Annotated in this window: 17 protein-coding genes and 3 pseudogenes; 8 read left to right on the top strand and 12 right to left on the bottom strand. The window is 70.1% G+C overall.

Annotated elements, in window-relative coordinates:
- Positions 1 to 4: 4 nt before the first annotated feature.
- The 3 genes from ABEA62_RS09950 to ABEA62_RS09960 are packed head-to-tail and all read left to right on the top strand — an operon-like array spanning position 5 to position 3,697.
- Positions 5 to 1,273 (top strand): MATE family efflux transporter, encoded by a 1,269-nt coding sequence (locus ABEA62_RS09950; protein WP_345379894.1) that lies wholly within the window; start codon positions 5 to 7, stop codon positions 1,271 to 1,273.
- A gap of 35 nt (positions 1,274 to 1,308) precedes the next feature.
- Positions 1,309 to 2,766 (top strand): O-antigen ligase family protein, encoded by a 1,458-nt coding sequence (locus ABEA62_RS09955; RefSeq protein WP_345379896.1) that lies wholly within the window; start codon positions 1,309 to 1,311, stop codon positions 2,764 to 2,766.
- Positions 2,756 to 3,697: a glycosyltransferase family 2 protein gene (locus ABEA62_RS09960; protein ID WP_286214160.1), complete on the top strand. Its 942-nt coding sequence runs from the start codon at positions 2,756 to 2,758 to the stop codon at positions 3,695 to 3,697. Before ABEA62_RS09955 ends, ABEA62_RS09960 begins: the two co-directional genes overlap by 11 nt.
- A gap of 12 nt (positions 3,698 to 3,709) precedes the next feature.
- Here the strand turns inward: ABEA62_RS09960 and ABEA62_RS09965 are convergent, their stop codons facing one another.
- The 6 genes from ABEA62_RS09965 to ABEA62_RS09990 all read right to left on the bottom strand — a co-directional run bounded on the left by ABEA62_RS09965 (position 3,710) and on the right by ABEA62_RS09990 (position 10,494).
- A complete protein-coding gene (locus ABEA62_RS09965) occupies positions 3,710 to 4,996 on the bottom strand; it encodes a glycosyltransferase (RefSeq protein ID WP_345379898.1) in 1,287 nt (428 codons plus the stop codon).
- Between the two features lie 29 nt (positions 4,997 to 5,025).
- On the bottom strand, positions 5,026 to 6,051 hold the full coding sequence (locus tag ABEA62_RS09970; RefSeq protein ID WP_286214158.1) for a GDP-L-fucose synthase family protein: 1,026 nt from the start codon (positions 6,049 to 6,051) through the stop codon (positions 5,026 to 5,028).
- Positions 6,048 to 7,079, bottom strand: a complete 1,032-nt coding sequence (gene gmd, locus ABEA62_RS09975; protein ID WP_286216738.1) for a GDP-mannose 4,6-dehydratase — start codon at positions 7,077 to 7,079, stop codon at positions 6,048 to 6,050. Before gmd ends, ABEA62_RS09970 begins: the two co-directional genes overlap by 4 nt.
- Positions 7,080 to 7,254: 175 nt before the next feature.
- Positions 7,255 to 7,989: a WecB/TagA/CpsF family glycosyltransferase gene (locus tag ABEA62_RS09980; protein WP_286214156.1), complete on the bottom strand. Its 735-nt coding sequence runs from the start codon at positions 7,987 to 7,989 to the stop codon at positions 7,255 to 7,257.
- Positions 7,990 to 8,284: 295 nt separating this feature from the next.
- Complete coding sequence (locus ABEA62_RS09985) at positions 8,285 to 8,860, bottom strand: arsenate reductase/protein-tyrosine-phosphatase family protein (RefSeq protein ID WP_286214155.1); 576 nt, start codon at positions 8,858 to 8,860, stop codon at positions 8,285 to 8,287.
- A gap of 221 nt (positions 8,861 to 9,081) precedes the next feature.
- On the bottom strand, positions 9,082 to 10,494 hold the full coding sequence (locus tag ABEA62_RS09990) for an HNH endonuclease signature motif containing protein (RefSeq protein ID WP_286214154.1): 1,413 nt from the start codon (positions 10,492 to 10,494) through the stop codon (positions 9,082 to 9,084).
- A 172-nt stretch (positions 10,495 to 10,666) separates the two neighbouring features.
- Between ABEA62_RS09990 and ABEA62_RS09995 the strand changes: the two genes are divergently transcribed.
- Positions 10,667 to 12,535 carry a DUF4012 domain-containing protein gene (locus tag ABEA62_RS09995; protein ID WP_345379904.1) on the top strand — a complete coding sequence of 623 codons (1,869 nt, stop codon included), beginning with the start codon at positions 10,667 to 10,669 and terminating at the stop codon, positions 12,533 to 12,535.
- Between the two features lie 11 nt (positions 12,536 to 12,546).
- Here ABEA62_RS09995 and ABEA62_RS10000 read toward each other — a convergent pair whose 3' ends face one another.
- From ABEA62_RS10000 to ABEA62_RS10015, 4 genes and pseudogenes are all read right to left on the bottom strand, one after another.
- The gene (locus ABEA62_RS10000) at positions 12,547 to 13,089 is read right to left on the bottom strand and encodes an arsenate reductase/protein-tyrosine-phosphatase family protein (protein ID WP_286214151.1); all 543 of its coding nucleotides are present in this window, start codon (positions 13,087 to 13,089) and stop codon (positions 12,547 to 12,549) included.
- A gap of 245 nt (positions 13,090 to 13,334) precedes the next feature.
- Entirely contained in the window at positions 13,335 to 14,528 is a 1,194-nt protein-coding gene (locus ABEA62_RS10005) for a sensor domain-containing protein (RefSeq protein ID WP_345379907.1), read from the bottom strand.
- 56 nt (positions 14,529 to 14,584) lie between these two features.
- A pseudogene (locus tag ABEA62_RS12710) lies at positions 14,585 to 15,085 on the bottom strand (PAS domain-containing protein); the annotation flags it as partial.
- Positions 15,078 to 17,081 carry a sensor domain-containing diguanylate cyclase gene (locus tag ABEA62_RS10015; protein WP_345379909.1) on the bottom strand — a complete coding sequence of 668 codons (2,004 nt, stop codon included), beginning with the start codon at positions 17,079 to 17,081 and terminating at the stop codon, positions 15,078 to 15,080. The pseudogene ABEA62_RS12710 and the gene ABEA62_RS10015, both read right to left, overlap by 8 nt.
- Before the next feature lie 188 nt (positions 17,082 to 17,269).
- Between ABEA62_RS10015 and ABEA62_RS10020 the strand changes: the two genes are divergently transcribed.
- Both ABEA62_RS10020 and ABEA62_RS10025 read left to right on the top strand, forming a co-directional pair.
- Entirely contained in the window at positions 17,270 to 19,069 is a 1,800-nt protein-coding gene (locus ABEA62_RS10020) for a DUF4012 domain-containing protein (protein ID WP_286214146.1), read from the top strand.
- Positions 19,070 to 19,141: 72 nt separating this feature from the next.
- On the top strand, positions 19,142 to 19,645 hold the full coding sequence (locus ABEA62_RS10025; protein WP_345379911.1) for a hypothetical protein: 504 nt from the start codon (positions 19,142 to 19,144) through the stop codon (positions 19,643 to 19,645).
- 81 nt (positions 19,646 to 19,726) lie between these two features.
- Here the strand turns inward: ABEA62_RS10025 and ABEA62_RS10030 are convergent, their stop codons facing one another.
- The gene (locus tag ABEA62_RS10030; protein WP_286214144.1) at positions 19,727 to 21,100 is read right to left on the bottom strand and encodes a tyrosine-protein kinase domain-containing protein; all 1,374 of its coding nucleotides are present in this window, start codon (positions 21,098 to 21,100) and stop codon (positions 19,727 to 19,729) included.
- Positions 21,101 to 21,223: 123 nt separating this feature from the next.
- Between ABEA62_RS10030 and ABEA62_RS10035 the strand changes: the two genes are divergently transcribed.
- Complete coding sequence (locus ABEA62_RS10035) at positions 21,224 to 22,717, top strand: sugar transferase (RefSeq protein ID WP_286214143.1); 1,494 nt, start codon at positions 21,224 to 21,226, stop codon at positions 22,715 to 22,717.
- A 124-nt stretch (positions 22,718 to 22,841) separates the two neighbouring features.
- Here the strand turns inward: ABEA62_RS10035 and ABEA62_RS10040 are convergent.
- Positions 22,842 to 23,093, bottom strand: a pseudogene (locus ABEA62_RS10040) (IS1634 family transposase); the annotation flags it as partial.
- A 69-nt stretch (positions 23,094 to 23,162) separates the two neighbouring features.
- Here ABEA62_RS10040 and ABEA62_RS10045 point away from each other — a divergent pair.
- Positions 23,163 to 24,037: pseudogene (locus ABEA62_RS10045) on the top strand (IS3 family transposase); the annotation flags it as partial.
- Positions 24,038 to 24,160 lie beyond the last annotated feature (123 nt).

Genomic DNA, 24,160 nt, shown 5'->3' on the forward strand with positions numbered 1-24,160 from the left:
GACGATGCGCGCGCCCAGGGGGGTGGGCGGCCTCCTCTCCCTCGCTGATGCGGGGACGGCCTCGGTGGCCACGTTCCTCGCGGGGCTCATCGCGCTGCGCACGCTCGACGATGACCGGCTGGCCCTGTATGCCCTGGTCTTCGCGGCCGTGACGGCGCTGACCATCGCGCCGCAGTACATGGTCTACATCCCGCAGCGACTCCATGCCAACCGCCATGCCGAGCCGCGCCGCACCGACCTCCGCGCGGACCTGCGTGCTGCGGCGCCGCTATGGGCGATCACCGCGGTCGGGGTCGTGATCGCGGGGCTTCCGCTGTCGGGAGTGGTGGATGACCGGGCGGCGTTCGCGGCGCTGTGCGGGACCGCGGCGGTGCTGACGGGCCTGTCGCCGCTTCAGGATCACGTGCGGGCGTCGCTTCACGTGGTGGGGCGACACGGCGGGGCGGCGGCGGTGTCGGCGGTGAATCTGGCGACGGTCGCGGTGGTGTTCACGGCCGTGCTCGTGGGGGGCGGTGGGGCCGCGGACGCGGGGGGCGGTGGGGCCGCGGGTGCGGGCGTCGCCCTGATCGCCCTTGCTCCCTTTGGCGCGCTGGTGGCGGGCAACCTGGTCAGCGTGATCGTGGGGGTGCGGCTGCTGCGCGGTGTCGCGCTGATGGAGGACCGCGAGCTCGTGTCGGTGCCGCGCGCGATGCTCATCGCGTCGACCGGCTTCTCGCGCCACGGCGCGGGCTACGTCACCAACCTGCTCGTGGCCGCGCTGCTGTCGCCCGCCGCGCTCGCGGGCCTCGAGGCGGCGCGCGTGGCGGCGCAGCCCGTGCTCATCCTGGGCACCGGGGTCGCCTCCGCGATGATGCCACGGGCGGTGCGGGCGATCGGCGCGGGCGACCACCGCCGTGCCGCCAGGGTGATGCGGCGCATGGTGGCCGTGGTCTCGGGGACTGGGGCGGCGTATGCGCTCGCGCTGCTGCCGCTGGCGCCACTGCTCGCGGTGCTGTTCGGCCGTCCGGTCGAAGCCGGGCTGGCGAGCGCTCGCGCTGGCGCCTATGCGCTCTCCGCCGCGGCCAACCCGTTCAACGCGTACAACATGGCTGAGCGCAGGTATGGGCTCGCGCTCGGCCTCACGCTCGGGTCGGAGCTCCCGGCGCTCGCGGTGCTCGTGGCGCTCCTTCCGTCGCTCGGCGTCTTTGCGGTGCCGGTCGCGGGTGCGGTGTCGGCGCTGTTGAGGATCGCGCTCAACCTCGTCGTGCGCGCGCGGCGGGAGCGTAGACAGTGACAGTCCCCGCGGATAGCCTGGGCGACGGGGGAGAAATGACCGAAATGCGTGGTCTTCCGCGTGCCGGGCTGAGGGACGCTGGTCGGGCAAGCGTGCTCGCGCCCACGACGCTCGTGCCCACCCCGCCCGGACCCACCACACCAGTACCCACCACACTCGTGCCCACCCCGCCCGGACCCACCACACCAGTACCCACCACACTCGTGCCCACCCCGCCCGGACCCACCACGCTCGTGCCCCGTGCCCCTCGCACGGCCCTCCACGCGGGAGCGGCGCTGATCATTGCCGGTCCGCTGGTCGCGGTCGCGGGCGGTCGCTGGGGCAGCTACATCGGCATCCCCGGCACGCCGGTCTTCCTCGCGGATCTCCTGGTGATCGCCGGCCTCGCGCTCTTCGCACTCGACTCCGCGCGCCACGGGTCCGTCCCCGGAGTCGCGCGCTCCCCGCGCGTGCTGCGGACCGCGGCGACGCTGTGGGTCGGCGCGCTCGCGCTCGGCGTGATGCGAGGAACGGGAGACCTCTTGGCGGTGCGCGACGCGTTGCCGTTCGCATACCTCGCGCTCACTCCCGTCCTGGTGCGCGCGGTGAGGATCGTGGGCCGTGGGCGCGTCCTGCGCTGGGTGACGGCGGCGGCAGCGGTGCACTCGGTGTGGTTCGGGGCGGCCGTGTTCGGCGTGCTCCCGGAGATTTCGATGCCGCTCGCCGGCATCCCGGTGTTCACCACGCGCGGCGACTTTGACGGGCTGGTGTGCGGGATCGCGATTGCGACCATGCTGGCGGCGCGGCGCGTGCCGCTCGCGGTGCGGCTCGGAATCATCGTGCTCAGCGCCGCCGCGGTCATGGCGCATGGCTCGCGCGCGGGGCTCGTGGCGGCGCTGCTGGTGGTCGCGGTGACCGTGGTGGGCGCGCGCCCGTTCAGGGACGAGCGCCTCGGACCCGTCCGGCTCGCCGCCGTCTTTCTGGCATTGCCGATGCTCCTCGCGGCCTTCGTGGTGGCCGCGCGGTCCTCGGCGGGATGGGCGAGGGGCTTCGAGCGGCTCGTGGCGGGTCCCGCGGTCGAGGGGTCGTCCAACACGACATCGGCGAGGGTCGATGCGTGGGAGAGCATCGTCGCGCACGTCGCTAGCGACCCCTGGAGCAGGTGGCTCGGGGAGGGGTTCGGGTCCTCGTTTGTCGCCGACTCAGGAGCACTCGTCCACCTCTCGGGGGACGCCGCGGTGCGCCAGGCGCACAGCTTCGTGATCGGCTGGTTCGCGATGCTCGGAATCGTGGGTGCCACGCTCGCGCTGAGCGCGGTCGCGGCCGTGCTGATCGCCTCCCTGCGACGCGTGCGGACCGCGCGGGCCGCGAGGATCGGAGCGGCCATCCAGGTGGGGCTGTTGTTCGCGGCGCTGGTGGGCGTGATCCTCGAGTCCCCGTTCGGGTACATGACCTATGCGCTCGCGGTCGCGCTCACGTTCGCCGCCGATCCGGACCTCGATCATGCCTCCTGAGCGCCCCGTCCTTGACCCCGCGCGCATCCTCGTGACGGTGTGCACGTACGACCGTCCCGACGGGCTGGCCGCGTTCCTCGACACCTACCTCGCGGATCCGACCACGCAGCGCGCGACCCTGCTCGTGGTCGACAACAATCCGGACGGGAGGGCCGCCGCCACGGTCACCGCGGCATCGTCCCGGGCGCCGGGTCGGAGCATCGTCTACGCGCACGAGCCGCGTCCCGGCATTGCCGCCGCCCGCAACCGCTGCCTCGACCACGTCACCGCGGAGGTGGACGCGTTCGTCTTTGTCGACGACGACGAGCTCGTGCCTCCCGGCTGGCTGGGCGCGCTGCTCGACGCCGCACACGACCACGACGCAGACATCGTCAACGGCAACGTCGAGACCGTGCTGCCGTCGGACGCGCCGGGCTGGGTGCGCCGGTCGGGCCTGTTCGAGCGCCGCCGCCGCCCCACGGGAAGCAGCGAGGGCCTGCCCGCGACCAACAACACCCTGGTGCGGCGCGAGGCGTGGGAGCGCGCGGGCGCGCCGCGCTTCGACGAGCGATTCTCGGGCACCGGAGGCTCGGACACGCAGTTCTTCTGGGGGCTCATCCGCGGTCACGGCTGCACGTTCGTGTGGAGCGAGGAGGCGACGGTGCGCGAACCTCTCGAGCCCGCGCGCATGAGCCTGCGGTGGGCGTGGAGGCGTCACCTGCGCGCGGGCAACGTGCTGGGCAGGGTCATGCTCGCCGAGAGGTCGCGTGCCGCGGTCGCCGTCGGCGGCGTGGGGAGGGTGGCGAAGGCGCTCGCGACGGGAACGCTCGCGGCCATCACGCTGCACGACCCCACGGGGCACTTCGTGGGTCGGGTCGCGCGCGGGGTGGGGATGGTGGGTTCCGCGTCGCGGCACGTCGTGGTCGAGTACGGCCGTGGGGGTACGGGCTGAGCGCGGTGCCGGCTAGCCTTCCCGCCTCAGACGGACGATGCCCGGGCTGGCCACGGGGGCGCCCATGTAGGCGGCCCCGAGGGTCTCCGCGAGCGCGCCGAGCGTGAACTCTCGCGTGGGGCGCGGGCGGTCGCTGGGGTCTTCCGCGGCCGCCGCGACGAGCGCCTCGGCGAATCGGCGGGGGAGCGAGTCGGCGTCCGCGGTGCTCACCACGCGGGCGGCCTCGCCGGCCATCATCGCGACGCCTCCCAGGTCGAGGCAGACCACCGGGACGCCCAGGGCGGCGGCCTCGGCAGCGGCCCAGGGAGCCGAGTCGTGCAGCGAGCCGAAGGCCAGCGCGTCCGTCGCAGCCAGGAGCGCGAGCGCCCGGTCGCGCGGGAGCGAGCCGTGGAACGTCACGGGCGTCCTGAGATGAGTGAGCGCCGCAGCGGCGTCGCGATACGCGGACGCGTCGGTGCCCGGGCCCGCGATATCGATCACGGTGTCGGGCGGGAGGTGCGCGGCGGCGCGCAGCAGTAGCGGCAGTCCCTTCCATCGCGTGCCGCGTCCCATGAAGAGCACCCGCGGCGCCGAGCCTGGCCGGTGATCCTCGCGCAAGGGCAGCGCCGCGTAGTCGATCACGGCGTTGGATGTCACGCTGACGCGCGGAAAGCCGAGGCGCGAGAGCTCGGCCCGCGAGTCGGGGTTGAGGGCCAGGGCGTGGTCGACGCGGCGCCGAAGCCGTGCCGCCATGAGGCGTCGCGAGGCCCGCGTCGACCAGCGTCGGACGAGCTCGCTGGCGAGGGTGGCAACGCCGCCGCCCGCCGCGGCGCGCGCGATCGCCACGGACGGGTAGGTGGCGCCGCCGCCCGGGCCGGCGACCCACTGCTCCCCGGGGGCCTTGCGCAGCAGCATCAGCGGATTGAGGAACCAGTCCGAGGCATACGTCGCGTGGTGAAGGACCTGGTAGTCGCTCCCGGTGCGGTGGGCGCGCCGCCACGCGGCCGCCCGCACGCACCAGGCCGCGTAGCGCACGTGCACCGGCAGGCGCGCCTCCCAGGCACGCGACGGGATCGCGACCGCACGGGTCACCCCGCAGGCGGCCGGGATGTCGACCGCCGGGTCTCGGCCGGGCTCCGCGCGGGTCAGCACCGTGACGTCTCCCACGAGTGCGGCGGCCTTCGCGATCGCCGCCCCTGCTCCGGGCTCGGAGCCGCGGTGAGGGTCGCACGCGAACGCGAAGACCAGCACCCGCGGACGCGCTTCGCCATGGGTTCGCGCGGCACGAGCCGGCGCGGCGCGATCACTCGCCTCAGGCATCGTCCCTCCCCCCCGGTGCGACGCAGAAACTACCCCCGCAGTTGCTCCACGTTCTCGTGGTACCACTCGACGGTACGCCGCAGGCCCTCTTCGAGGGAGATCTGCGCGGTCCAGCCCAGCGAGGTCAGGAGCGAGACGTCGAGCAGCTTCTGGGGCGTGCCGTCGGGCTTCGTGGTGTCCCACTCGGTGCGGCCGCCGTAGCCCACCACTCCCGCAATGGTCTCCGCGATCTCGCGGATGGTGACGTCGGAACCCGTGCCCACGTTGACCTGCGAGGGCCCGTCGTAGTGCTCGAGGAGGTGGAGGCAGGCATCGGCCATGTCGTCCGCGTGGAGGAACTCGCGGCGCGGCGTGCCGGTGCCCCAATTGGTGACGGAGGCAGCGCCGCTCGCGACGGCCTCGTCGTAGCGGCGGATCAGCGCCGGCAGCACGTGGCTTCCCTGCGGCGAGAAGTTGTCGTTCGGGCCGTAGAGGTTGGTGGGCATCGCGGAGATCCACGCCTTGCCGTACTGGCGTCGGGCGGCCTGGATGTGGAGGATGCCGGCGATCTTGGCGATCGCGTACGCGTCGTTGGTGGGCTCGAGGTGGCCGGTGAGCAGGCTGTCCTCGCGGATGGGCTGCGGCGCGAGGCGCGGATAGATGCAGCTCGAGCCCAGGAACAGCAGTCGCTCGACGTCGTGCGCGATAGCGGCGTCGATCACGTTGGTCTGGATGCGCACGTTGTCGCTGAGGAAGTCCACCGGGTAGGTGTTGTTCGCCATGATGCCGCCGACCTTCGCGGCGGCCAGGACGACGTAGCGGGGCTTGGTCTCCGCGAAGAATGCGAAGGTCGCGTCGCGGTCCTTCAGATCAAGATCGGCCGATGCCCGTCCCACCACATGCGTGAATCCCGCCTTTTCGAGGCGGCGGACGATCGCGCTGCCCACGAGCCCGCGGTGGCCCGCCACATAGAAGGTGGCGTCGCGGTCGAGAGGGCCGGGCGTGAACTCGACGCCGTCGGACGCGACGTGGGATCCGCCGTGGGACTCGCCGTGGGACGCCGGCCCGGACGTCACTTGGCGGTCCACGAGTCGAGCGAGACCTTGTCGATCCACGCGGAGCCCTCGTGGGTGAGGGCCTCGACGTCAGCATCGGCCATGAGGCGGGCGAGGGCGCGGCCGTCCACGGTCGCCTTCCAGCCGAGCTTTGCCTCCGCCTTGGACGCGTCGCCGATCAGGGCGTCGACCTCGGTGGGGCGCAGGTAGCGCTCGTCGAACTTGACGTGGTCCTCCCAGTTCAGGCCCAGGTGGGAGAAGGTCTCCTCGAGGAAGTCGCGGACGGTGATGCCCACGCCCGTCGCGAGCACAAAGTCGTCGGGCTCGTCGACCTGGAGCATGCGCCACATGCCCTCGACGTACTCCGCGGCGTAGCCCCAGTCGCGGACGGCGTCGAGGTTGCCCAGCCACAGGTCATCCTGGAGCCCGGCCTTGATGCGGGCGGCGGCGCGGGTGATCTTGCGGGTCACGAAGGTCTCGCCGCGGCGCGGGGACTCGTGGTTGAAGAGGATCCCGTTGACCGCGAACATGCCGTAGGCCTCGCGGTAGTTCTTGGTCACCCAGTACGAGTAGACCTTCGCGGCGCCGTACGGGCTGCGCGGGTAGAACGGGGTGTCCTCGTCCTGCGGCGGCGGGGTCGCTCCGAACATCTCGGAGGACGATGCCTGGTAGAAGCGCGTGTTGATGCCTGCCATGCGGACGGCCTCGAGCATGCGCATCGAGCCGACTCCGGTGGTGTCGCCGGTGTGCTCGGGCTCGTCGAAGCTCACGCGCACGTGCGACTGGGCGGCGAGGTTGTAGACCTCGTCGGGCTTGATGGCGGCGAGGAGGGACACGAGCCTGGCGCCGTCGCTCAGGTCGCCGTAGTGGAGGAAGAGCTTCGCCTGAGTCTCGTGGGGGTCCACGTAGAGGTGGTCGATGCGGCTGGTGTTGAACGTCGAGGCGCGGCGGATGAGTCCGTGAACCTCGTACCCCTTCGAGAGGAGCAGTTCCGCGAGGTAGGACCCGTCTTGTCCCGTGATGCCGGTAATGAATGCGCGCTTCATGATGCTCCCCCAGTCAGTGTGGTGCGGTCGACGGGGCCGAGTTTACCGAGGTCATGTGACACTCAAGCGACCAGGTGTCGCCGACACCGTCGAGAGCGGGCGAGTCCCCCCGGTCCGCGACGCCCCCCATCGCCGCGAACCGCCCCCCTCGGGCCCCTGTTCCCCCGGTTCCCGCCCGTCAGGCGACCCGATGCCTCTCGCGCCACATGATCCGCTCGTACTCGTAGATGCCCACGGTGTACCGGCGCCACAGCCGCTGCGGCTCGCTGAGGAAGCGGAAGGCCCACTCGAGCTTGGCGCGGCGCATCCACAGGGGTGCGACGGACTTGGTGCCGGCCACGAAGTCGAACGCGGCGCCCACGGCCGCGGTGGTGAGTCCAAGGTCCTCCGCGATACGGGTGGCCACGATGTCCTGCTTGGGCGTACCGAGTCCCACCCACACCAGGTCCGGCTTTGCGATGGCGATGCGCTCAAGGAGTTCCGGTGCACAGAGTTCCTCAGCCGTGCCGAAGGGCGGCGCCAGCCGGCCCGCGATGATCGCTCCCGGATAGCGCTGGTTGATCACGGTCACGAGGCGGGCGAGGGTCTCGTCGTCCGCGCCGTAGAAGAAGTGGCGCGTGCCGGTGAGGCGTCCCCTGTCGAGTACCGCCTCGAAGAACGACGGGCCCCTGACATGGGCATCGTCCATCCCGCCCTTCTTGGCGACGGCGTCAGCGACGGGGCGGCCGTCGGCGAAGTTCTCTCCGCTCGCGTTGAGGAGTGCTTTGTATCCCGGGTTCCGGTCGGCCAGCACGATGCACCACGTGTTGGTGAAGCGCAGGCACGTCGAGTCGTGGCGGTGGGCATGTTCGAGGGCGTCTTGGACGGCCTGGTCGAGACTCGCGGGGGCGATGCTGACGCCACCGATGGACATGCCGGGGCAATGGTCACGGTTCACCTCTACTGGGGACGAGCGCGTTCCCAGTGATCCCCCCAGGCCGCGCGACGGTGAGTGCTATGTCCGCTTTCGCGTTATTTATGCAGTTCGGACACTACACAGATGTGACATAGGTCACAAGGGGTGCGAAAGGGATATTTGGGCGACCGTCGGACGGGAGTGGCGACCGGTGGGGTCAGCGACTCGGGGGTCAGCGACGCGGGCGTCAGCGACTCGGACGGCAGTGGCGACCGGTGTGGGGTCAGCGGCCGCGCAGTCCGGTGGGCGGTGGCTAGCTGGCGACGTCGGCGACCGCGGCGTCGACCTGCTCGCCCCTCAGCCACAGAGAGACGTCGCGGACCGCGCCCCTGATCAGTGCGTAGGAGTCGTGGTACGCGCGCTGCGAGCGGCGGTAGGGGTCGGGGACGTCGTCGAGGTCGAAGCCGGCGAGCGTGTACCGGTGGGCCGCGATCGCGGACGGAAGCTCGCGGATCCGCTCCACGACCGTCGCGGACTCCAGCACGGCCCCCGTGCCTGCCGACGCGGCGAGCTCCGCCAGTGTGAACGTGCGCTTGAGTGCCGATGGCGCGATCTGCACCGCTCTTTGCCTGTGCTCGCGCGTCATGGTGATGATGAGGTCCGCCTCCTTCATCAGTTGCTCCGTGAGCAGGCGACCGCGGTGGGCGGCTCCGTCGATGTCGTCGGTGCGGAGCTCGAGGAGCATCTCCTCCGGGATGGGGGAGTCGACCATCGCGTGGGTGCCCGCGCTGCCGACCAGTGCGTGGCCCTCGAGTTCTCGGGCGAGGAGGAGCTCGGCGGCAGGTGAGCGGCAGATGTTGCCCGTGCATACGGTCAAGATGCGTGCCATGCGGTCACCCCCTGTTGGCGCTATGCCCGCCGAGCATCGGTTTGTCCGAATTGTCGGATTCCACGGCGCGGTCCGCACCCACGGTACCAGCGCCTGGCACGGATGCCGAGAGGTGGGTGCGATTCGTGCGCGCGGCTCGCCGCAGCGCGCACCCGCCCCGCCGGCACCCGCCCCGCCCCGCCCCGCGACCACCCGCCCCGCCACCCGCCCATGTTCCCGCCTCACCCACCCGCGTAGAGCGGAGGCCCGTGGGTGACGCGGCCGACCCCGCGGTGAGTTCCCGGATGGACATACTCACGTGTGATGTCGAGTGCCGCCCTGCCGCCAAGCCGTGGGGTCTGGCTCTCGTCGATGTGGGAGGGTGGGATGAACCACACCACGCCGTCGATGATGTCGATCCCCCAGCCGTCGTCGTGAATTCGATGATGGCATCGGACGCAGAGCATGATCGCGTTGTCGAGACTCGTGTGCCCCAGATGTCGGGACCACCACCTGATGTGGTGCACCACGCACCAGGCAGGTGGCGCATGACAGAATGCGCAGCCTCCATCCCGCTCTACCAGGGCAATCCTGTGCCGCTTGTCGAAGAGCCGCTGTGCGCGGCCCATGTCGAGGACCTCCGACTGGCTGTTCAGGACCAGCGGGAGGAGCTCCGCGTCCACCGCCATGTGGCGTAGCGACGCCGCCGAGAGGGGCGCGTCGAGCTGATCGCAGTCGCCCATGGAGCCCACGGAGTCGGCGACCCGCTCGCGAAGCGCAGACTCATCGATCCGCACGATCACCTGAGTCTTCACTCCGCCCGTGAAGCGGTCGCAGTCGAGTCCGTGGGTGAAGAGCATCACGAAGGCGTCCGCCATGATCTGAATCCGTGGTCGCGTGTCGCGCATCGCGGGATCCTGGTCCTGCCGACGCTGATATGCAGCCCGGACGTGCGCGTCGAGGTATGCGGTCACGGCCGCCGACGATGCCGGATCGAGGCGGGCCGTCACTACCACCATCCCCTCGTGATCCGTCTGCACGGTGACGGCTCGCTGCTCGTACTGCGCCCGCTCGCGCTCGTGCGCATCCGTGGACTGCGCGAGGCTGACGAGCCGGTCGCACGCCCGCCGCAGGTCTCGCATGCTCATGCGCAGGGCCTTCTCCAGCAGCCGAGCCTCCGTGCCCTCCCTGAGCCCCGCCGCCGAGCCAGCCAGCTTTTCGAGCGTCCGGCGTAGCAGTGCTGCCTGCTCCGCGGTGAGCCGGCCCGCCGCGAAGGCCTCGAGGATGAGCGGATAGGGCGGCGGCGCGGACGTCGAGCCCTGTGCGCTGGCGTCACGGCCCTCACCGCCAGCCCCACCGCCGCCAAACAGTTCACCTGCCTCGATGGTCTCGCGCACGCGCCTGCCGCTGCGGCCCGTCACGGTTCCCGACATGTCGGGATTGCTCTGGTGGCCGTTCTTGCGCGCATACTCCATGGGCCGATGCGCGAGCACCGTGTCCGCCATCGCGAGCGGCACCTCCGCCAGGTTGCGCACCAGCACGGCCGCGCGCTGCACTTCGACCACTTGGTCGGACGGCAGCGCGGACAGGTCGCGGCCGGCAAAGGCGCTCAGCGCCTCCACCGCGACCATCAGCCTGTCCGTCGAGAACTCCATGCTCACAGTCCATCACGCACCTCTGACATTCAGGACAAACCGGACTCCAATGCCCCCTCGCCTGTGGATAACTTCTCCCCTATAGTCGGATTTGGGTGGAAATGGCGGGGGGGGCTCGCGCCGGCCGCCCGCTGGGGAGGCCCGCTGGGGAGGCCCGCTGAGGGGAGGGCGCGTGGGTAGGGACGATGCTCGGGCTGGCGAGGATTCGCCGCGCGCCGAGTCCCCCCACGAGCCACCCCCGGCCACCCCACTCCCGGCCACCCCACCCCCCCGCCAACCGAGCAAGCGGGCGGGACTGGCCCACGGCATCGGCCTCACGCTGGCATTCCTCACGACGGCCGCGCTCCTCGTGACCGCCGCCCTGCTCGCCTACGACGCCACCCGCCTCCAGCGCGCGGCGACGGACCTCGAGACCCACGCCCAGGCCGCCCGCGACGCGCTCGAGGACCGCGACGCCCCGGCCCTCGCGCGCGAGGTCGAGGCCCTCGAGGTCGCCGCCACGGCCGCGAGCGAGTCCACCGACGGCCCCCATTGGTGGCTCGCCGCGCGCACCCCGTGGATCCGCGACCAGGCCATACCCCTGCGCACCGCGGGCGCCGCCGCCCACGCGATCGCCACCCAGGCCCTCGCGCCACTCAGCGATACCGCCGCGCGGCACGACGGCGGCCTCGACAGCATCGCGACCCTCCAGTTCGAGAACGGCCGCCTGGACCCCGCCATGCTCGAGCCCTTCAGGGAGCCCCTCGCGCAGGCCGCGCAAACCCTCCGCGACCAGCAACAACGCCTCAGGGACGCGGCGACGGAGTACACGCTGCCGCCCATCGGCGACCCGTTGGCGCGGCTCGCGGCCCAGCTCGATGACCTCGCCGCTCAGCTCCAGAACGCGCACGTGACGGCCGAGTTGCTCCCGGGAATGCTCGGCGAGCAGGGGGACCGCACGTACCTGATCGCGGTCCAGAACAACGCCGAGCCGCGCGCCACTGGCGGCATTCCTGCCTCGCTCATCGAGGTCACGGCCAGCGACGGCACGCTCACGCTCGGCGGCTTCACGCCCTCGTATACCCTCACCGGCCCCGCAGGCCACGCGACCGCGACCCTCACCGACGACGAGCTCGCGCTCTTCTCCGCCCGCATGTCCCGCTTCCCGCAAGATGCGACCTTCACCCCCGAGTTCCCGCGCGCCGCCCAGGTCCTGCTCGACTTCTGGGAGGCCGCGCACGGCACGCGCCCCGACGGTGTCCTCGCGATCGACCCGGTGGCCCTGGGATGGCTGCTGGACGATGCCCCCGTCACCCAGGTGCCCCCCTTCGAGATCGCGGGGGACACGTTGGCAAGCATCATGCTCGCCGACGCGTACCTAGCCTTCCCCGACCCTGGCGACTCGGACGCGTTCTTTGCCAGGGCATCGTCCGCGTTGTTTGAGACCCTCCTCGAGGAGGGACCGTCCGCGGACGGGATCGACCGCGCGATCGAGGGCGGGCGCCTCATGCTCTATTCGGACCGTCCGGCAGAGCAGGAGCTGCTCGCGACTACACCGCTAGGTGGCACGTTCCTGTCTCGAACGGACGCGCTCGGCGTGTTCCTCAACGATGGCTCGGGCTCGAAGATCGGCTACTACGTCGACACCGCTGTGACGCTCACGGACCACCTCTGCACGGACGGCCGGCTCGCCGCGCAGACCCTCGAGATCACCCTCACGCACACCTTCGATGGGGACCTGGCGGCGCTCCCCAGCTATGTGAGCGGCGGCGGCAACTTCGTGCCGGACGGCGAGTTTCACGCGAATGTGCTGGTCTACCCGTCGGCGGGGATGGGGGTGACGGCCATGACGCGCGACGGCGAGCCCGGTTTCCTCGCCCCGCACACCCACGATGGCCGACCGATGTCCCAGGCGCGAGTCGACCTGGCGCCGGGCGGGTCCACCACGCTGACCTATGACCTGACGGCCACCGCGGTCGCCGCGCCGCCCACGCTAGTCCTCACCCCCGGCCCGCGTGAGGCCACCGCCGACCGCGTCACCGAGGCGGCCGCGGGCTGTTAGCGACCGGCCTGCTAGCGACCCCGCACCCAGCTCGCGACGTCTCCCACCATCTCGCGCAGCAGCAAGTACGCGATGCGATACGTGGTCTGGTCGTGGCCCATGGGATCGGGGATGTCGGTCGAGTCTGCCTCGTCGACGACGGCCAGATGGAGCGCCGCGACGCGCGGGACATCGAGGATCCGGTCCCTCACCGAGTCGCCCCGCAGCACCGCGCCCGCACGCGCCACGGCCGCGAGGTCGCCCAGGACAAAGGCGCGGTCGGCGGCGCCCGGAGCGAGAGGCTCCACGTAGCGCAGCTGTCTGCGCGACGCCGTGAAGATCAGGCCCGCGTCCTCGAGCATCCCGCGCGTGAGAGACCTTGCGCGGTGCCGCTTGGCATCCACGCCGTCCCGCTTGAGCTCGATGCGCATGTTGCGCGGCATCACGGCGCCCTCGCGCGCATGCGTGCCAGCGCTCGTGACGCGCGCCTCCTGCCCCAGATGGGCGCGCAACAGGATCTCCGCGACGGGTGAGCGACAGACGTTCCCCGTGCAGACGGCAAGGATGTCGGTCACGGTGCCCCCCATGACGGTGCCCTCGGTCGGCGCTTTCGCGCCATCCTGCCAGCCACGGGCGTGCTTGGGAAGGGAGGGAGGCGCGCCCGGTGCGCCGGTGCAGCAGGCTACGGTGGCGGGTTCTAGGGAGGGACGATGCCCGCCACGCGGCCGAGCACGGCCGGTCCGTCGCCATTTCCGACGCACGCTCGCGATTCGTGAATCACCCTGGCGTCAGCGTGGTCGCGCTCCGCTCCCGAGCACCCTCACTCCCGCGAGGCGAGCCACTCCTCGAACTCGGCGGCGGGCATCGGCCGTCCGAAGAGGAAGCCCTGGGCGTACTCGGCCCCCAACTCGCGCAGACGGGTTGCCTGCTCGGGGGTCTCGACGCCCTCGGCGATGGTCGCGAGTCCAAAGTTCTGAGCGAGCGCCACGATGGTCGACACCAGGTCGCGGTCGGGCTTGCTGGTTTCCATCTGGTCCACGAAGGAGCGGTCGACCTTGACGTAGTCGACCGGGAAGTCCTTGAGGTAGCGCAGCGACGAGTACCCCGTGCCGAAGTCGTCGATCGCGATCCGCACGCCAATCCCGGCAAAGCGGTGGAGCTGGTCCACGACGATCTCGGACTGGGACGCGATCGACTCGGTGATCTCGAGCACGAGCGACTCCGGAGAGATCCCCGCGAGCTCGATGGCCGCCTCGAGGTGGTGGGCGAACTCGATGTCGTAGAACTGGTCGACAGAGATGTTGACGGATATGAGGATGTCCCCCAGCCCGGCGTCGCGCCACCGTGCCACCTGGGGTTGGTACGCGAGCGAGAGTTCGCGGTTCGACATCGCACTCCGCAGGGCGAGCTCCATGCGCTGGCCGCGCGCCTCCTCCTGGCCGGAGAGTTCGTGGTGCAGTGCCACGCGCCGCCGTCCCACCTGTTTGGCGGCCAACATGGCGGAGTCGGCCCTGCGCAGCAGCGTCTCGGGATCCGTGCCGTCGGCGGTGATGATGGCGGTCTCGTACTGCACGGTCTGACCCTGGGCCACGCGCCCAAAGTGCGCGGCGGTCTCCTCGATGCGGTCCGCCGCGATGAACGGCAGAAAGTTCTTGCCCACGACCTCGTCGGGCGAATACCCCATGAGTTGCGCGGTGGCATTGTTGGCGTACATGACCTTGCCGTCGATGTCGATGGTCGACACGGCGTCGACGTTGTCCTCGTAGAGCGAGCGGTAGCGCTCCTCGCTCTCGCAGAGCTTCAGCTCCATCTGGCGGCGGTCGGTGATGTCGCGCGCGCGTCCAAAGATGCCCACCACCAGGCCGTCTTCGATGTAGGGGCGGGCCAGCACATCGAGCAGGACCACGCGGTCGTCACTGGTGATGAGCCTGGCCTCGAATTGCTCGACGGAGCGGTGCAGGACGCGTGTGAGGCGCGCGTCGAGGTCCGCCAGGTCATCGGGGTGGACGCGCATCCGGTGGTCGCGGCCGACGATGAGGTCCCGCGGGAAGCCGACCTCGACGCGCCGGCCTCATTGATATCGATCACGGTGCCTGCGGTGTCGAGCACGTACGTCATGTCGGGGCTGTCGTTGACCAGCCGCCGGAACTGCTCGCGCGTGGTGCGCAACGCCCGTGTGAGCGCGTTGGCATCCAGTTCGCGGGAGGAGACGATGCGCAGGGAGGGGTCCTCCCCCGCAGGAGCCACGGTGAGGAGCACTTGGGTGGAGCGGCCCAGGGGCTCGCGTGTCTCTGCTTCGACGCGCACGGGCTGGGCGGCCTGGTCCGCGTCGAGCGGCATCGCGTCGAAGTCGGCGTGATAGAACCGGCGCAGGTCCTGGCCACGAGCCGCTGAGGGGGCCACCGCGAACAGTTCGGCAAAGGCGCCGTTGACGGACACGATTTCCCAGCCGGCAGACCCGGTGCTGGTGTTGCGCACGCGTGCGGTCGCGACAGGGACCGGCAGGTGTGCGATCACGTCCTCGATGCGGGGGGCGTCTCCGGCCTCGTCGAGAGTTCGGGTGCTATGCATGCTCAACGTCCGTGCCCTCCCTCTTGGCTCGGTACATCGCCTGATCCGCGGCGCGCAGCAGATTTTCGAAGCTCTCCGATGCTGATCCCATGGCTACGCCAGCGGACACGCCGATCGAGAACTCCTGACCGTCGATGTCGAGCGGGGCGACCAGGGCTTCGACCAGACGCGCGGCGATCGCGTGCGCCTCCTTCGGTTCCACGTCGCGGCACAGCACCACGAACTCGTCTCCCGCGAGCCGGGCCGGCAGGTCGCGGTCACGCGTGACGCCCGCGATGCGCCGGCCGAGCGCGGCGAGCACGGCATCGCCGACGTCGTGACCGTAGTCGTCGTTGACGTCCTTGAAATCGTCGAGGTCGAGGAAGATGGCCGCGACGCGTGACCGGCGGGTGGAGGACAGCCGCGCACCGAACTCTTCGAGGTAGCGCCTATTGGGAAGGCCGGTGAGCGTGTCGTAGCGCGCCAGGTCCGCGAGGTGGGCGTTCTTGCGCGCGGTGACCGCGGCGCGAATGTCCTCGCCCAGGTCCAGCGCCTCCTCCGCGGCGCGTGCCCACGGCAGGGAACGTCCGGCAACGGTTTCGCGCCACAGCGCGAACTCGCGGCGCGGGGACACGGGGGTGCTCCGGTTGGCACGCGTCTGTTCGCCCAACCAGTGGACGTCGCGTTCGGCTTCCCGACGCATGAAGACCAGCATGTCGTGCGTCTCGCCGTGCTGGGGGTCGCTCAAGGGGAGGTAGATCACGCCGGCGACGCCGGGGATCTCGGCGTATGCGGAGGGGAACTCCTCGGCGAGCGCGTCCGTCACCACGGGATCGTCTCCCGCGTCTGTGCGGCCCGCCGCGAAGGCCTTCGCGGCGGCCGCGAGCGCCTCGCGCGGCGGCACCGCGCCGTCAGAGCGTTCCTCCTCCCCGATCTTCAGGTACACGCCGTCACAGGGGACCATCTCGCGCAACAGGCCCACGGCATCGTCCATCACCCCGTCAAGGGGGGCGGTGCCGTAGAACGGCGCCACAAGCTCCGCGCGCTTGAGACGCAGGGAGATTTGGCGCTCAAGCCGCGCGATCCGGCGGGTGGACTCGATGCGTGCGGAGAGCAGGCGTGCGACCACTTCGAGTTGGCGCCGCACGGGACGCGGGAGGTGGCGCGGGCTCCGGTGTGAGCAGATGATCATGCCGGTGAGGCGATCGCCGTCGGTCATGCTCAGTGACACGGTGGCCACTTGGCCCATGTTGCGCATGAACTCGAGGTGGTGGGCCGCGGGGACGCGCAGGTCCGTGGAGGTGAGGTCAACGGGCTCGTGTTCACCCTGGAGGTAGCGCATGGGAGACACGGGCGCGATCGCGTCGACAATGCTCCGGGACAGCTTGCGCACGTACAGCTTTCTCGCCTGCGGCGGGATGTCCGATGCCGGGAAATGCAGGCCCGTGTACGGGTCCATGCCTGGTTCGTGCTCGTCCGCGATGATCAGGCCGCGGCCGTCGTCCAGGAACCTGTTGATGGTCACGCGATCGAACCCGGTCAGCACCTTGATCTCGGCGGCGGCGGCGTGGACCAACTGGTCGGGGTCGGTGATCGAGGCCAGACGATGGATGGCGTCCAGCGCTCCTGCGACGGTCGCCGCGGAATCGGCGCCGGTGGGTTCGAGCTCGACCAACAGGTGGGTGGGATGCGTGCGAACGGCCACATAGTGGGGAACGTCCTCGAGGACGATGGTGGCCTCACCCTCGCTGCCCTCGCTCACCGCGCGCGGGAGGTCGGGGTGAGCGCGGTCGAGGGTGCGGCCTAGCCAGGATGCGCGGTTGGCGCTGACGGCGTTGATGACGCCGCTCAGGGGAGAGACGCGGAGCACCGCGCCGATGCTTTGGACCTCATCGATGGTGTGGAGGGGGATCGCCCCGCACTCGCGGTGACGGCGGCGTTCGTCCTCGCTGAGGTGGGGCCGGTCCGCGCGGGGACGCGCGAGGGGTGGCTCCGCCGTGTGCGGCGTCTGCTGCACGGTGTCCTCCCCAGGTCAACATCGAGTGGTGGCCAGAGTGTAAGCACCACTTGTCACGCTCAGCGCCCGTTGTGGCGAAGTCCACGCTGGCCGAGTGACAAGTGCCACATCTGCGGGGGTCCGGGTAGCCTGGCGGCACTGGTGAGACGTCGTCCGCCGCCACCACCACATACCCGCTGAGGAGCCGCATGACCCCGCGACCGCACGCCTCCGGCGCGCGTTGGCGCTCCGGCGCGCGCCGCCGTGCCGGCGCCCAGCACGCCAGCGGCCAGCGCCCGCGCCGCGTCTGGCCGTGGGCCGTGGGCATCCCAGTCCTGGCACTGATCGCGACGGGGGCGGCCTTCGCGTGGGATGGCTACCAGCTCCTGCAGTCCAAGGACGCGCTCACGCAGCACGCCGCCGCCGCGCAGGACGCGCTCGCGGCCCGCGACCCCAATGCGCTCACACACGAGGTCGCGGAGCTCGAGAAGGCCGCCACCACCTTCGCCGGCGCCACCGACGGCCCGCATTGGTGGCTTGCGGCCCGCACGCCGTGGGTCCGCGACCAGGCCACGCCTCTCGCGCAGGCCGGCGCCGCCGTGGAGGCCATCGCCACGGATGCGCTCGCGCCACTCGCGGACATGGGCAGCCTTGATGCGCTCGCGGTCCCTGGCTTCACCGACGGCCGCATCGACCCCCTCACGCTCGAGCCGTACAGGGACGCGCTCGCCCAGGCGGCCGCCACCCTCGAGACGCAGCAGTCCACCCTCGAGTCCCAGGACCTCACCGCCACCCTCCCGCAGATCCAGGAGCCGTTCCTCGAGCTGCGCACGCAAGTGAACGCGGTGGCGGCGATGGTCCAGGGCGGCCACGTGGCGGCGGAGCTGCTCCCCGCGATGCTGGGCGGCGACGGACCCCGCACGTACCTGGTGATGGTCCAGAACAACGCGGAGCCGCGCACCACGGGCGGCATCCCTGGCGCCATCATCAAACTCACCGTCACCGACGGCCGGATGACCATGGGCACCTACGCCCCGGCATCGGCGCTCGTCAGTCAGGACGGCGTGGGCGGCCTCACGGAGGATGAACTCCGCATCTTCACCCGCCGCATGGAGGTCTACCCGCAGGACGTGAACTTCACGCCCGAGTTCCCGCGCTCGGCGGAGCTCATCACGCGCTTCTGGGACGCCGAATACGACCAGCAGGTCGACGGCGTGATCTCGATCGACCCCGTCGCGCTGGGCTGGATGCTCGAGGGCGCACCGGCCACGGCCGTGGGCCCGTTCGAGATCACGGGGGAGAACCTCGCGCAGGTCATGCTGCGGGACAGCTACCTCGAGTTCCCCGAGCCGGCGGAGCAGGACGCCTTCTTTGCGCGCGCCTCGGCGGAGCTGTTCGGGAGGATCGTCTCGGGGGAGGCCACGGCCCTCGCGGGGGTGGAGCGTGCCATCGAGGCGGGGCGGTTCATGCTGTGGTCCGCGCAGGGCGAGGAGCAGGCCCTCCTGGCGTCCACGCCCATCGCGGGTGGCTTCCTGGAGAGGGCCGATGCCGTGGGCGTGTTCGTCAACGACGGCTCGGGTTCGAAGATTGGGTGGTATGTCGATTCCGAGACCACGGTGACGGACCACTTCTGCTCGGATGGGTCGCTGGGCGGGCAGACCATCGAGGTCACCTACACCCATACTTTCGATGGGGACGTGGCCAGCCTTCCCGAGTACGTCTCGGGCGGAGATGTCTACGTGCCGGCGGGGGAGTTCCACGCGAACGTGCTTGTCTACCCCGCGGTGGGAATGGGTGTGGCGAATCTCACTCGGGATGGTCGGCCGGGATTCTTCAACCCGGAAGTCCATGACGGCCGGACGGTCGCGAGCACGCGCATTGTGCTCGAACCCGGACAATCCACCACGCTCGTGTTCGGACTTATCGCCACGGAGCCGTCGCTCCTGGCACCGGCCGTGGTGGAGACCCCGGGTTCGAAACCTAATGTTTACACCCGGACTGCCGATTAACTGCTAGATGGCTGTTAACATGAACGCGAATCCATGGCGGTGCAGAGAGCGCCGCACGCTGGGAGGCAAACAATGATCGCTCGTACTTTCGCATCTGTGGCGCTGGCAGGCGCCGTGGTGCTCGCACCCACCGCCGCTTTCGCGGAGACCTACCCCGCCCCTGACGACGCGCTGACGTGCTCGGCGACCGTTGTCGACCAGGGCCAGACGTTCGACTGCACGGTCGAGGGCCCCAACGGCGCCTCGGCTCAGCTGCAGACCACCACCTCGGGTGACGACGCCACCATCGCTGGCACCGTGACCTCTGCGCCCAAGACCATCGTCAACAACGTCGCGGAGTTCACCGTGACGGCGCCCGGCACCGCCGGCGTGATCGGCATCTCCGCCATCATCAACGGCGAGGCCGTCGACACCGCCTCGGTCAACGTCGCGGCCGCGACCGGTGGCACGGACGAGGAGCTCTCGAGCACCGGCTTCGAGAACGCCGGCCTGGCGATCGGTGCGGGCGTCCTGCTCGTCGCCGGCGCGACCACGGTGTTCGTGGCCGGCCGTCGCCGCGCGAACGTCAACGCGTAAGGCTCACTCGCTTTAGAGCAAAGGCCCCCCGCACCTCACGGTGCGGGGGGCCTTTGTCATTGCCGGCGGGACGATGCCGGGCTACTTCTTGCCGTCGGTCTCCGCGTAGGTGTAGCCGTAGCGGCCGTAGCCGTACGCGTCGGGCCCCTTGGTGGGCAGCATGGTGAGGACCAGGCCGGACAGCGGGGCGCCCACGGTCTCGAGTGCCGCCAGGGCGCTGTCGACCTGGTGGGCATGCGTCGATCCCGCGGCCACGATCAGCACGGTGCCGCCCACCAGGCGCGCGAGCACAGCGGCATCGGTGACGGGTAGCAGCGGGGGAGCGTCGTAGAGCACGACGTCGAACTCGGCGTTGAGGCGCGTGATCAACGTCTCCATGAGGGAGCTGCCCAGGAGCTCGCTGGGGTTGGGCGGGATCGATCCTGCCGGCAGCAGGAACAGATCGCTCCTGCCCCAGCGCTGCACGGCGTCGTAGAGCTCGACGCGGCCGATCAGGACGTCGGTGAGGCCCACGCCCGACTCGACACCCATGTAGGCGGCCATCTTGGGGCGGCGCAGGTCCGCGCCCACCAGGAGCACGCGCGCACCGGCGTCGGCGAGCGTGATCGCCAGGTTGGCGGCGGTGGTCGACTTGCCTTCGGAGGGCATGGAGGACGTGATGACAAAGCTGCGCTCGGAGCGCTCTGCGTCCAGGAACTGGAGGTTGGTGCGCAACGTGCGGAAGGACTCGGCCCGGGGGCTCATCGCGTCCTCGTGGACAATGAGCGGCCGCTGCTTGGCCTTGGGGTCGTACGCGATCCCGCCCAGCACGGGGGCGTCGGTGACCCGCTCGAGGTCGCGCTCGTTGCGCACGCGAGTATCAAGCGTCGCGCGGACAATCGCGAACCCCACCCCGAGGGCGAGGCCCAGGAGCAGGCCAAGCGCCACGTTGAGGTTCCGGTTGGGTGACGTGGGCGCCCCGGGGACCTCGGCCTGCTGCACGACGGACAAGCGCACGGGTGAGCCGGCCGCGGCATCGGTGGTCTCGATGTCCTCGACGGTGGCGATCAGCTGGTTGGCGGTCGCGGTCGCGAGCGAAGCAGCGAACACGGCGTCCGCGTCGGTCACCGTCACATCGATCACGGTGGTGTTGAGGGGCGTCGAGGCGGAGACCTGACCCCGTACCTCCGACACGGCGCGTCCCAGGCCTAGGTCGTCGATCACGGGCTGGAGCACCGCGGAGGTCTTCACCAGGTCCGAGTAGGTCTTGACGCGCTGCTGGGTGAAGGTGTTGCCCGTTGCCAGGTCCGCCACGTCGCTCGAGTTGGCCGTCGAGACAAACACCTTGGCGGAGGCTGTGTAACTCGGCGTCGACACGACGGAGAACGCGAGCCCGGCGCCGGCGCCCAGCGCCGTGAGGACCACAAGGGCGATCCAGTTCTTACGAAGGATGCGAAGGTAATCCTGCAGTTCCACGGTTCTCCTCACGCGCAGCCGTCCGGCGGCGCCCCCGCAATTGTTCCATGGCTATGTCGGCGTTTCGTGACTTTCGAGGGAGGTCCTGAACAATTGTCATAGAGCGCCGCTACTCTGGGCACCGTGACACCGGGGGACATCGCAGCGGACCAGGCGGCGCCGAGCGCCCACGCATCCATCCAGCGCATGTACGGCGCGCGCGGCTGGGCGCACAAGTATCAGGCGCGCCTTTTCCTCTCCGACACCTTTGTGGTGGCGCTGGTGATGGTCTTCGCGCACGCCGCGAGGTTCGGAAGGGACCTCTGGGCGCCCGTCGCTGGAACCGGGAATCAGACGTACGCGGTCGTCACCTTGGCCATCGGGATCCTGTGGATCATTCAGCTCGGAGTGACCGGATCGCGCGAGGCCAGGATCCTCGGACACGGTCCTCAGGAGTTTCAGCGGGTGGTGGCTGCGGGGTGGTGGACCTTCGCGATCGTCGCCATTGTGGGATTTCTCACGCAGTGGCAGATCAGCCGCGGCTACCTCCTCTTTGCGCTTCCCCTGGGCACCGTCGTGTTGCTCATCTATCGCGCGGTGTGGCGCACCTGGATCCACGCTCAGCGGGACCGCGGCGAGATGCAGGCGCAGGTGTTGGTGGTGGGTCCGCTCTTGGTCTCCGAGCAGATGGTGAGACGCCTTCATCATGCGCGGCGCGCGGGTTACAACGTCGTGGGGATCTGCACGCCGCCGGGCACCACGACCCCTGCGGTCGCTGACATCGACGGTGTGCCGGTCCTGGGTCCGCTTGACGACGGAGTAGCGCAGGCATCCGCCGCGGGTGCGGAGTTCATCCTGCTCTCGGGCAACGACGCCATGTCGTTGCGCGAGGCGCGTGCGCTGGGCTGGTCGCTCGAGGGCTCGGGAATTGGGCTCATTGTCGCCCCGTCGATGGTTGACGTGGCCGGCCCCCGCGTGAAGATGTCTCCGGTCGAGGGCTTGCCGTTGCTCCACGTGGAGGCGCCGCAGTTCTCGGGCCCCACCGTGGCGCTCAAGCTGCTCACCGACCGCATTGGTGCCGCGCTGATTCTTGCGGTGCTGGCTGTGCCGCTCGCGATCATTGCCGTGCTGGTCAAGCTCTCGAGCCCAGGGCCGGTGCTCTACCGCCAGGTGCGCGTGGGGCTCGACCACCAGCTCTTCGAGATGCTGAAGTTCCGGTCCATGTACGTGGATGCGGACGCCCGTCTGGCGGATCTGAGGGAGTCGAGTGACGGCAACGGCGTGCTGTTCAAGATGCGCGAAGACCCGCGCGTCACGCGCGTGGGCCGGGTCCTGCGGCGGTATTCGCTTGACGAGCTCCCGCAGCTGCTCAACGTGCTCAAGGGAGACATGTCGCTGGTGGGTCCCCGGCCCCCATTGCCGAGCGAAACCGAGCACTGGGACGCTCGCGTCTCGCGCAGGCAGCTGGTGCGCCCGGGCATCACGGGCCTGTGGCAGGTGAGCGGACGTAGCGACCTTTCGTGGGACGAGAGCGTCCGGTTGGACCTCTACTACACCGAGAACTGGAGCCTGGGCGGCGACGCGATGATCATCCTGCGCACCCTGTGGGCCGTCATCGCCGGTCGCGGCGCCTACTAGGGAGCTAGCTCGCGTGCTGCGACGGTGTTGAGGACCTCGCGCCAGGCGTCGATCGCCGAGTCTGCAGAGAGGTTCGCGCGCCAGTAGTCCGACCTGAGTTGGCTCATTCGCTTAGTGCGTGAGTTCAGGATCGTTCGAGTGCGTCGAGGATGGCTTGCTCCGCGTCTGGGATCTCGGGTGTGAAGGTCTGTTCGGTGCCGTTGATCGCGATGGTCGCGGATCGCAGGGGCCGTAGCTGACGGATCACGTTGCGGATCGCGAGCCCGCTTCGGGCTTGGACCTCGCGGCTGACGGCCAGTGCGGTGAACACGATCGTCAGGTGTGCCTCGATCGCGTCCCGGGTGTGGTGGAACATCGGCCGGGCGCGTAGGTCGGTCGGGTCTGCCCCAGCATCGGTTGACTCTGACCGTCACGGATCTCGGTCCGTGCTGGAAGGATGTTTCCCGTGCCCAAGCCCTATCCCGCTGAGTTCCGTCGTGATGTCGTTGCGGTCGCCCGTCGGGGCGGCTCGATCAAGCAGATCGCGAGGGACTTCGGTATCACCGAGTCGTGCCTGCGCAACTGGTTGAAGAATGCCGACGTCGAGGACGGTGTCCGTCCCGGTGTCGTGGCTGAGGAGTCGGCCCAGATGCGTGAGCTGAAGAAGCGCAACCGTCAGCTCGAGGAAGAAGTCGAGATCCTCCGCCGCGCCGCCGCGTACTTCGCGAGGTCCCTCTCCCCAAAATGACGTACCCGCTGGTCCTTGACCTTGCCGCTGACGGCCTCCCCGTCGCGGTGACCTGCCGGGTGCTGGGCTTTTCCAAGCAGGCGTTCTACAAGTGGAAAGCCAACCCGATCACGGACGCTGACCGTGATCGCGCGTACCTGATCAACGCCGCCCTCGACGTCCACGCCGACGACCCCGAGTTCGGCTACCGGTTCATCGCCGACGAACTCCACGCGCTCGGCCTCGAGGTGTCCCGCAACACGGTCCACGCGTTGTGCAAGGAAGCGGGCATCATCGCGGCCGTGCACCGCAGGAGGGGAACGGGGAAGACAGCCGGCCCGCCCGTCCACGACGACCACGTCCGACGCGTCTTCACCGCCGACGCCCCCGACCGGGTGTGGCTCACGGACATCACTGAGCACCCCACGGGCGAAGGCAAGTTGTACCTGTGCGCGTTCAAGGACGTGTTCTCGAACCGCATCGTCGGCTACTCGATGAGCGACCGGATGACGTCATCGCTGGCGGTCGCGGCGCTCGAGCAGGCCGTCGCCCGACGCACCCTGACAGGTGCTGATCTGAACGATCTGACCTGCCACTCGGACAGAGGGTCCCAAGGCGGATTCAACTGGTCGTCGCAACACCTCGATCTAGAGGTGTGTGATGGCACGTCGTCAGCAGAATGCGGATCGCGCGATCAGGCCGAAGCTCAGGTCGCCGGGGCATCCGAAGTTCCAACG

Source organism: Demequina sediminis (assembly GCF_039545075.1).
GTDB classification, from domain to species: domain Bacteria; phylum Actinomycetota; class Actinomycetes; order Actinomycetales; family Demequinaceae; genus Demequina; species Demequina sediminis.

What these genes read in the sequence shown, in the direction of transcription:
- ABEA62_RS09980 (WP_286214156.1), bottom strand. Translation starts at nt 7,989, where the DNA reads ATGTCCATCGGTGGCGTCAGCATCGCCCCCGCGAGTCTCGACCAGGCC.
- ABEA62_RS09960 (WP_286214160.1), top strand. Translation starts at nt 2,756, where the DNA reads ATGCCTCCTGAGCGCCCCGTCCTTGACCCCGCGCGCATCCTCGTGACG.
- ABEA62_RS09985 (WP_286214155.1), bottom strand. Translation starts at nt 8,860, where the DNA reads ATGGCACGCATCTTGACCGTATGCACGGGCAACATCTGCCGCTCACCT.
- ABEA62_RS09955 (WP_345379896.1), top strand. Translation starts at nt 1,309, where the DNA reads ATGACCGAAATGCGTGGTCTTCCGCGTGCCGGGCTGAGGGACGCTGGT.
- ABEA62_RS10005 (WP_345379907.1), bottom strand. Translation starts at nt 14,528, where the DNA reads ATGCGCGTCCACCCCGATGACCTGGCGGACCTCGACGCGCGCCTCACA.
- ABEA62_RS09965 (WP_345379898.1), bottom strand. Translation starts at nt 4,996, where the DNA reads ATGCCTGAGGCGAGTGATCGCGCCGCGCCGGCTCGTGCCGCGCGAACC.
- ABEA62_RS10025 (WP_345379911.1), top strand. Translation starts at nt 19,142, where the DNA reads ATGATCGCTCGTACTTTCGCATCTGTGGCGCTGGCAGGCGCCGTGGTG.
- ABEA62_RS10020 (WP_286214146.1), top strand. Translation starts at nt 17,270, where the DNA reads ATGACCCCGCGACCGCACGCCTCCGGCGCGCGTTGGCGCTCCGGCGCG.
- ABEA62_RS09950 (WP_345379894.1), top strand. Translation starts at nt 5, where the DNA reads ATGCGCGCGCCCAGGGGGGTGGGCGGCCTCCTCTCCCTCGCTGATGCG.
- ABEA62_RS09990 (WP_286214154.1), bottom strand. Translation starts at nt 10,494, where the DNA reads ATGGAGTTCTCGACGGACAGGCTGATGGTCGCGGTGGAGGCGCTGAGC.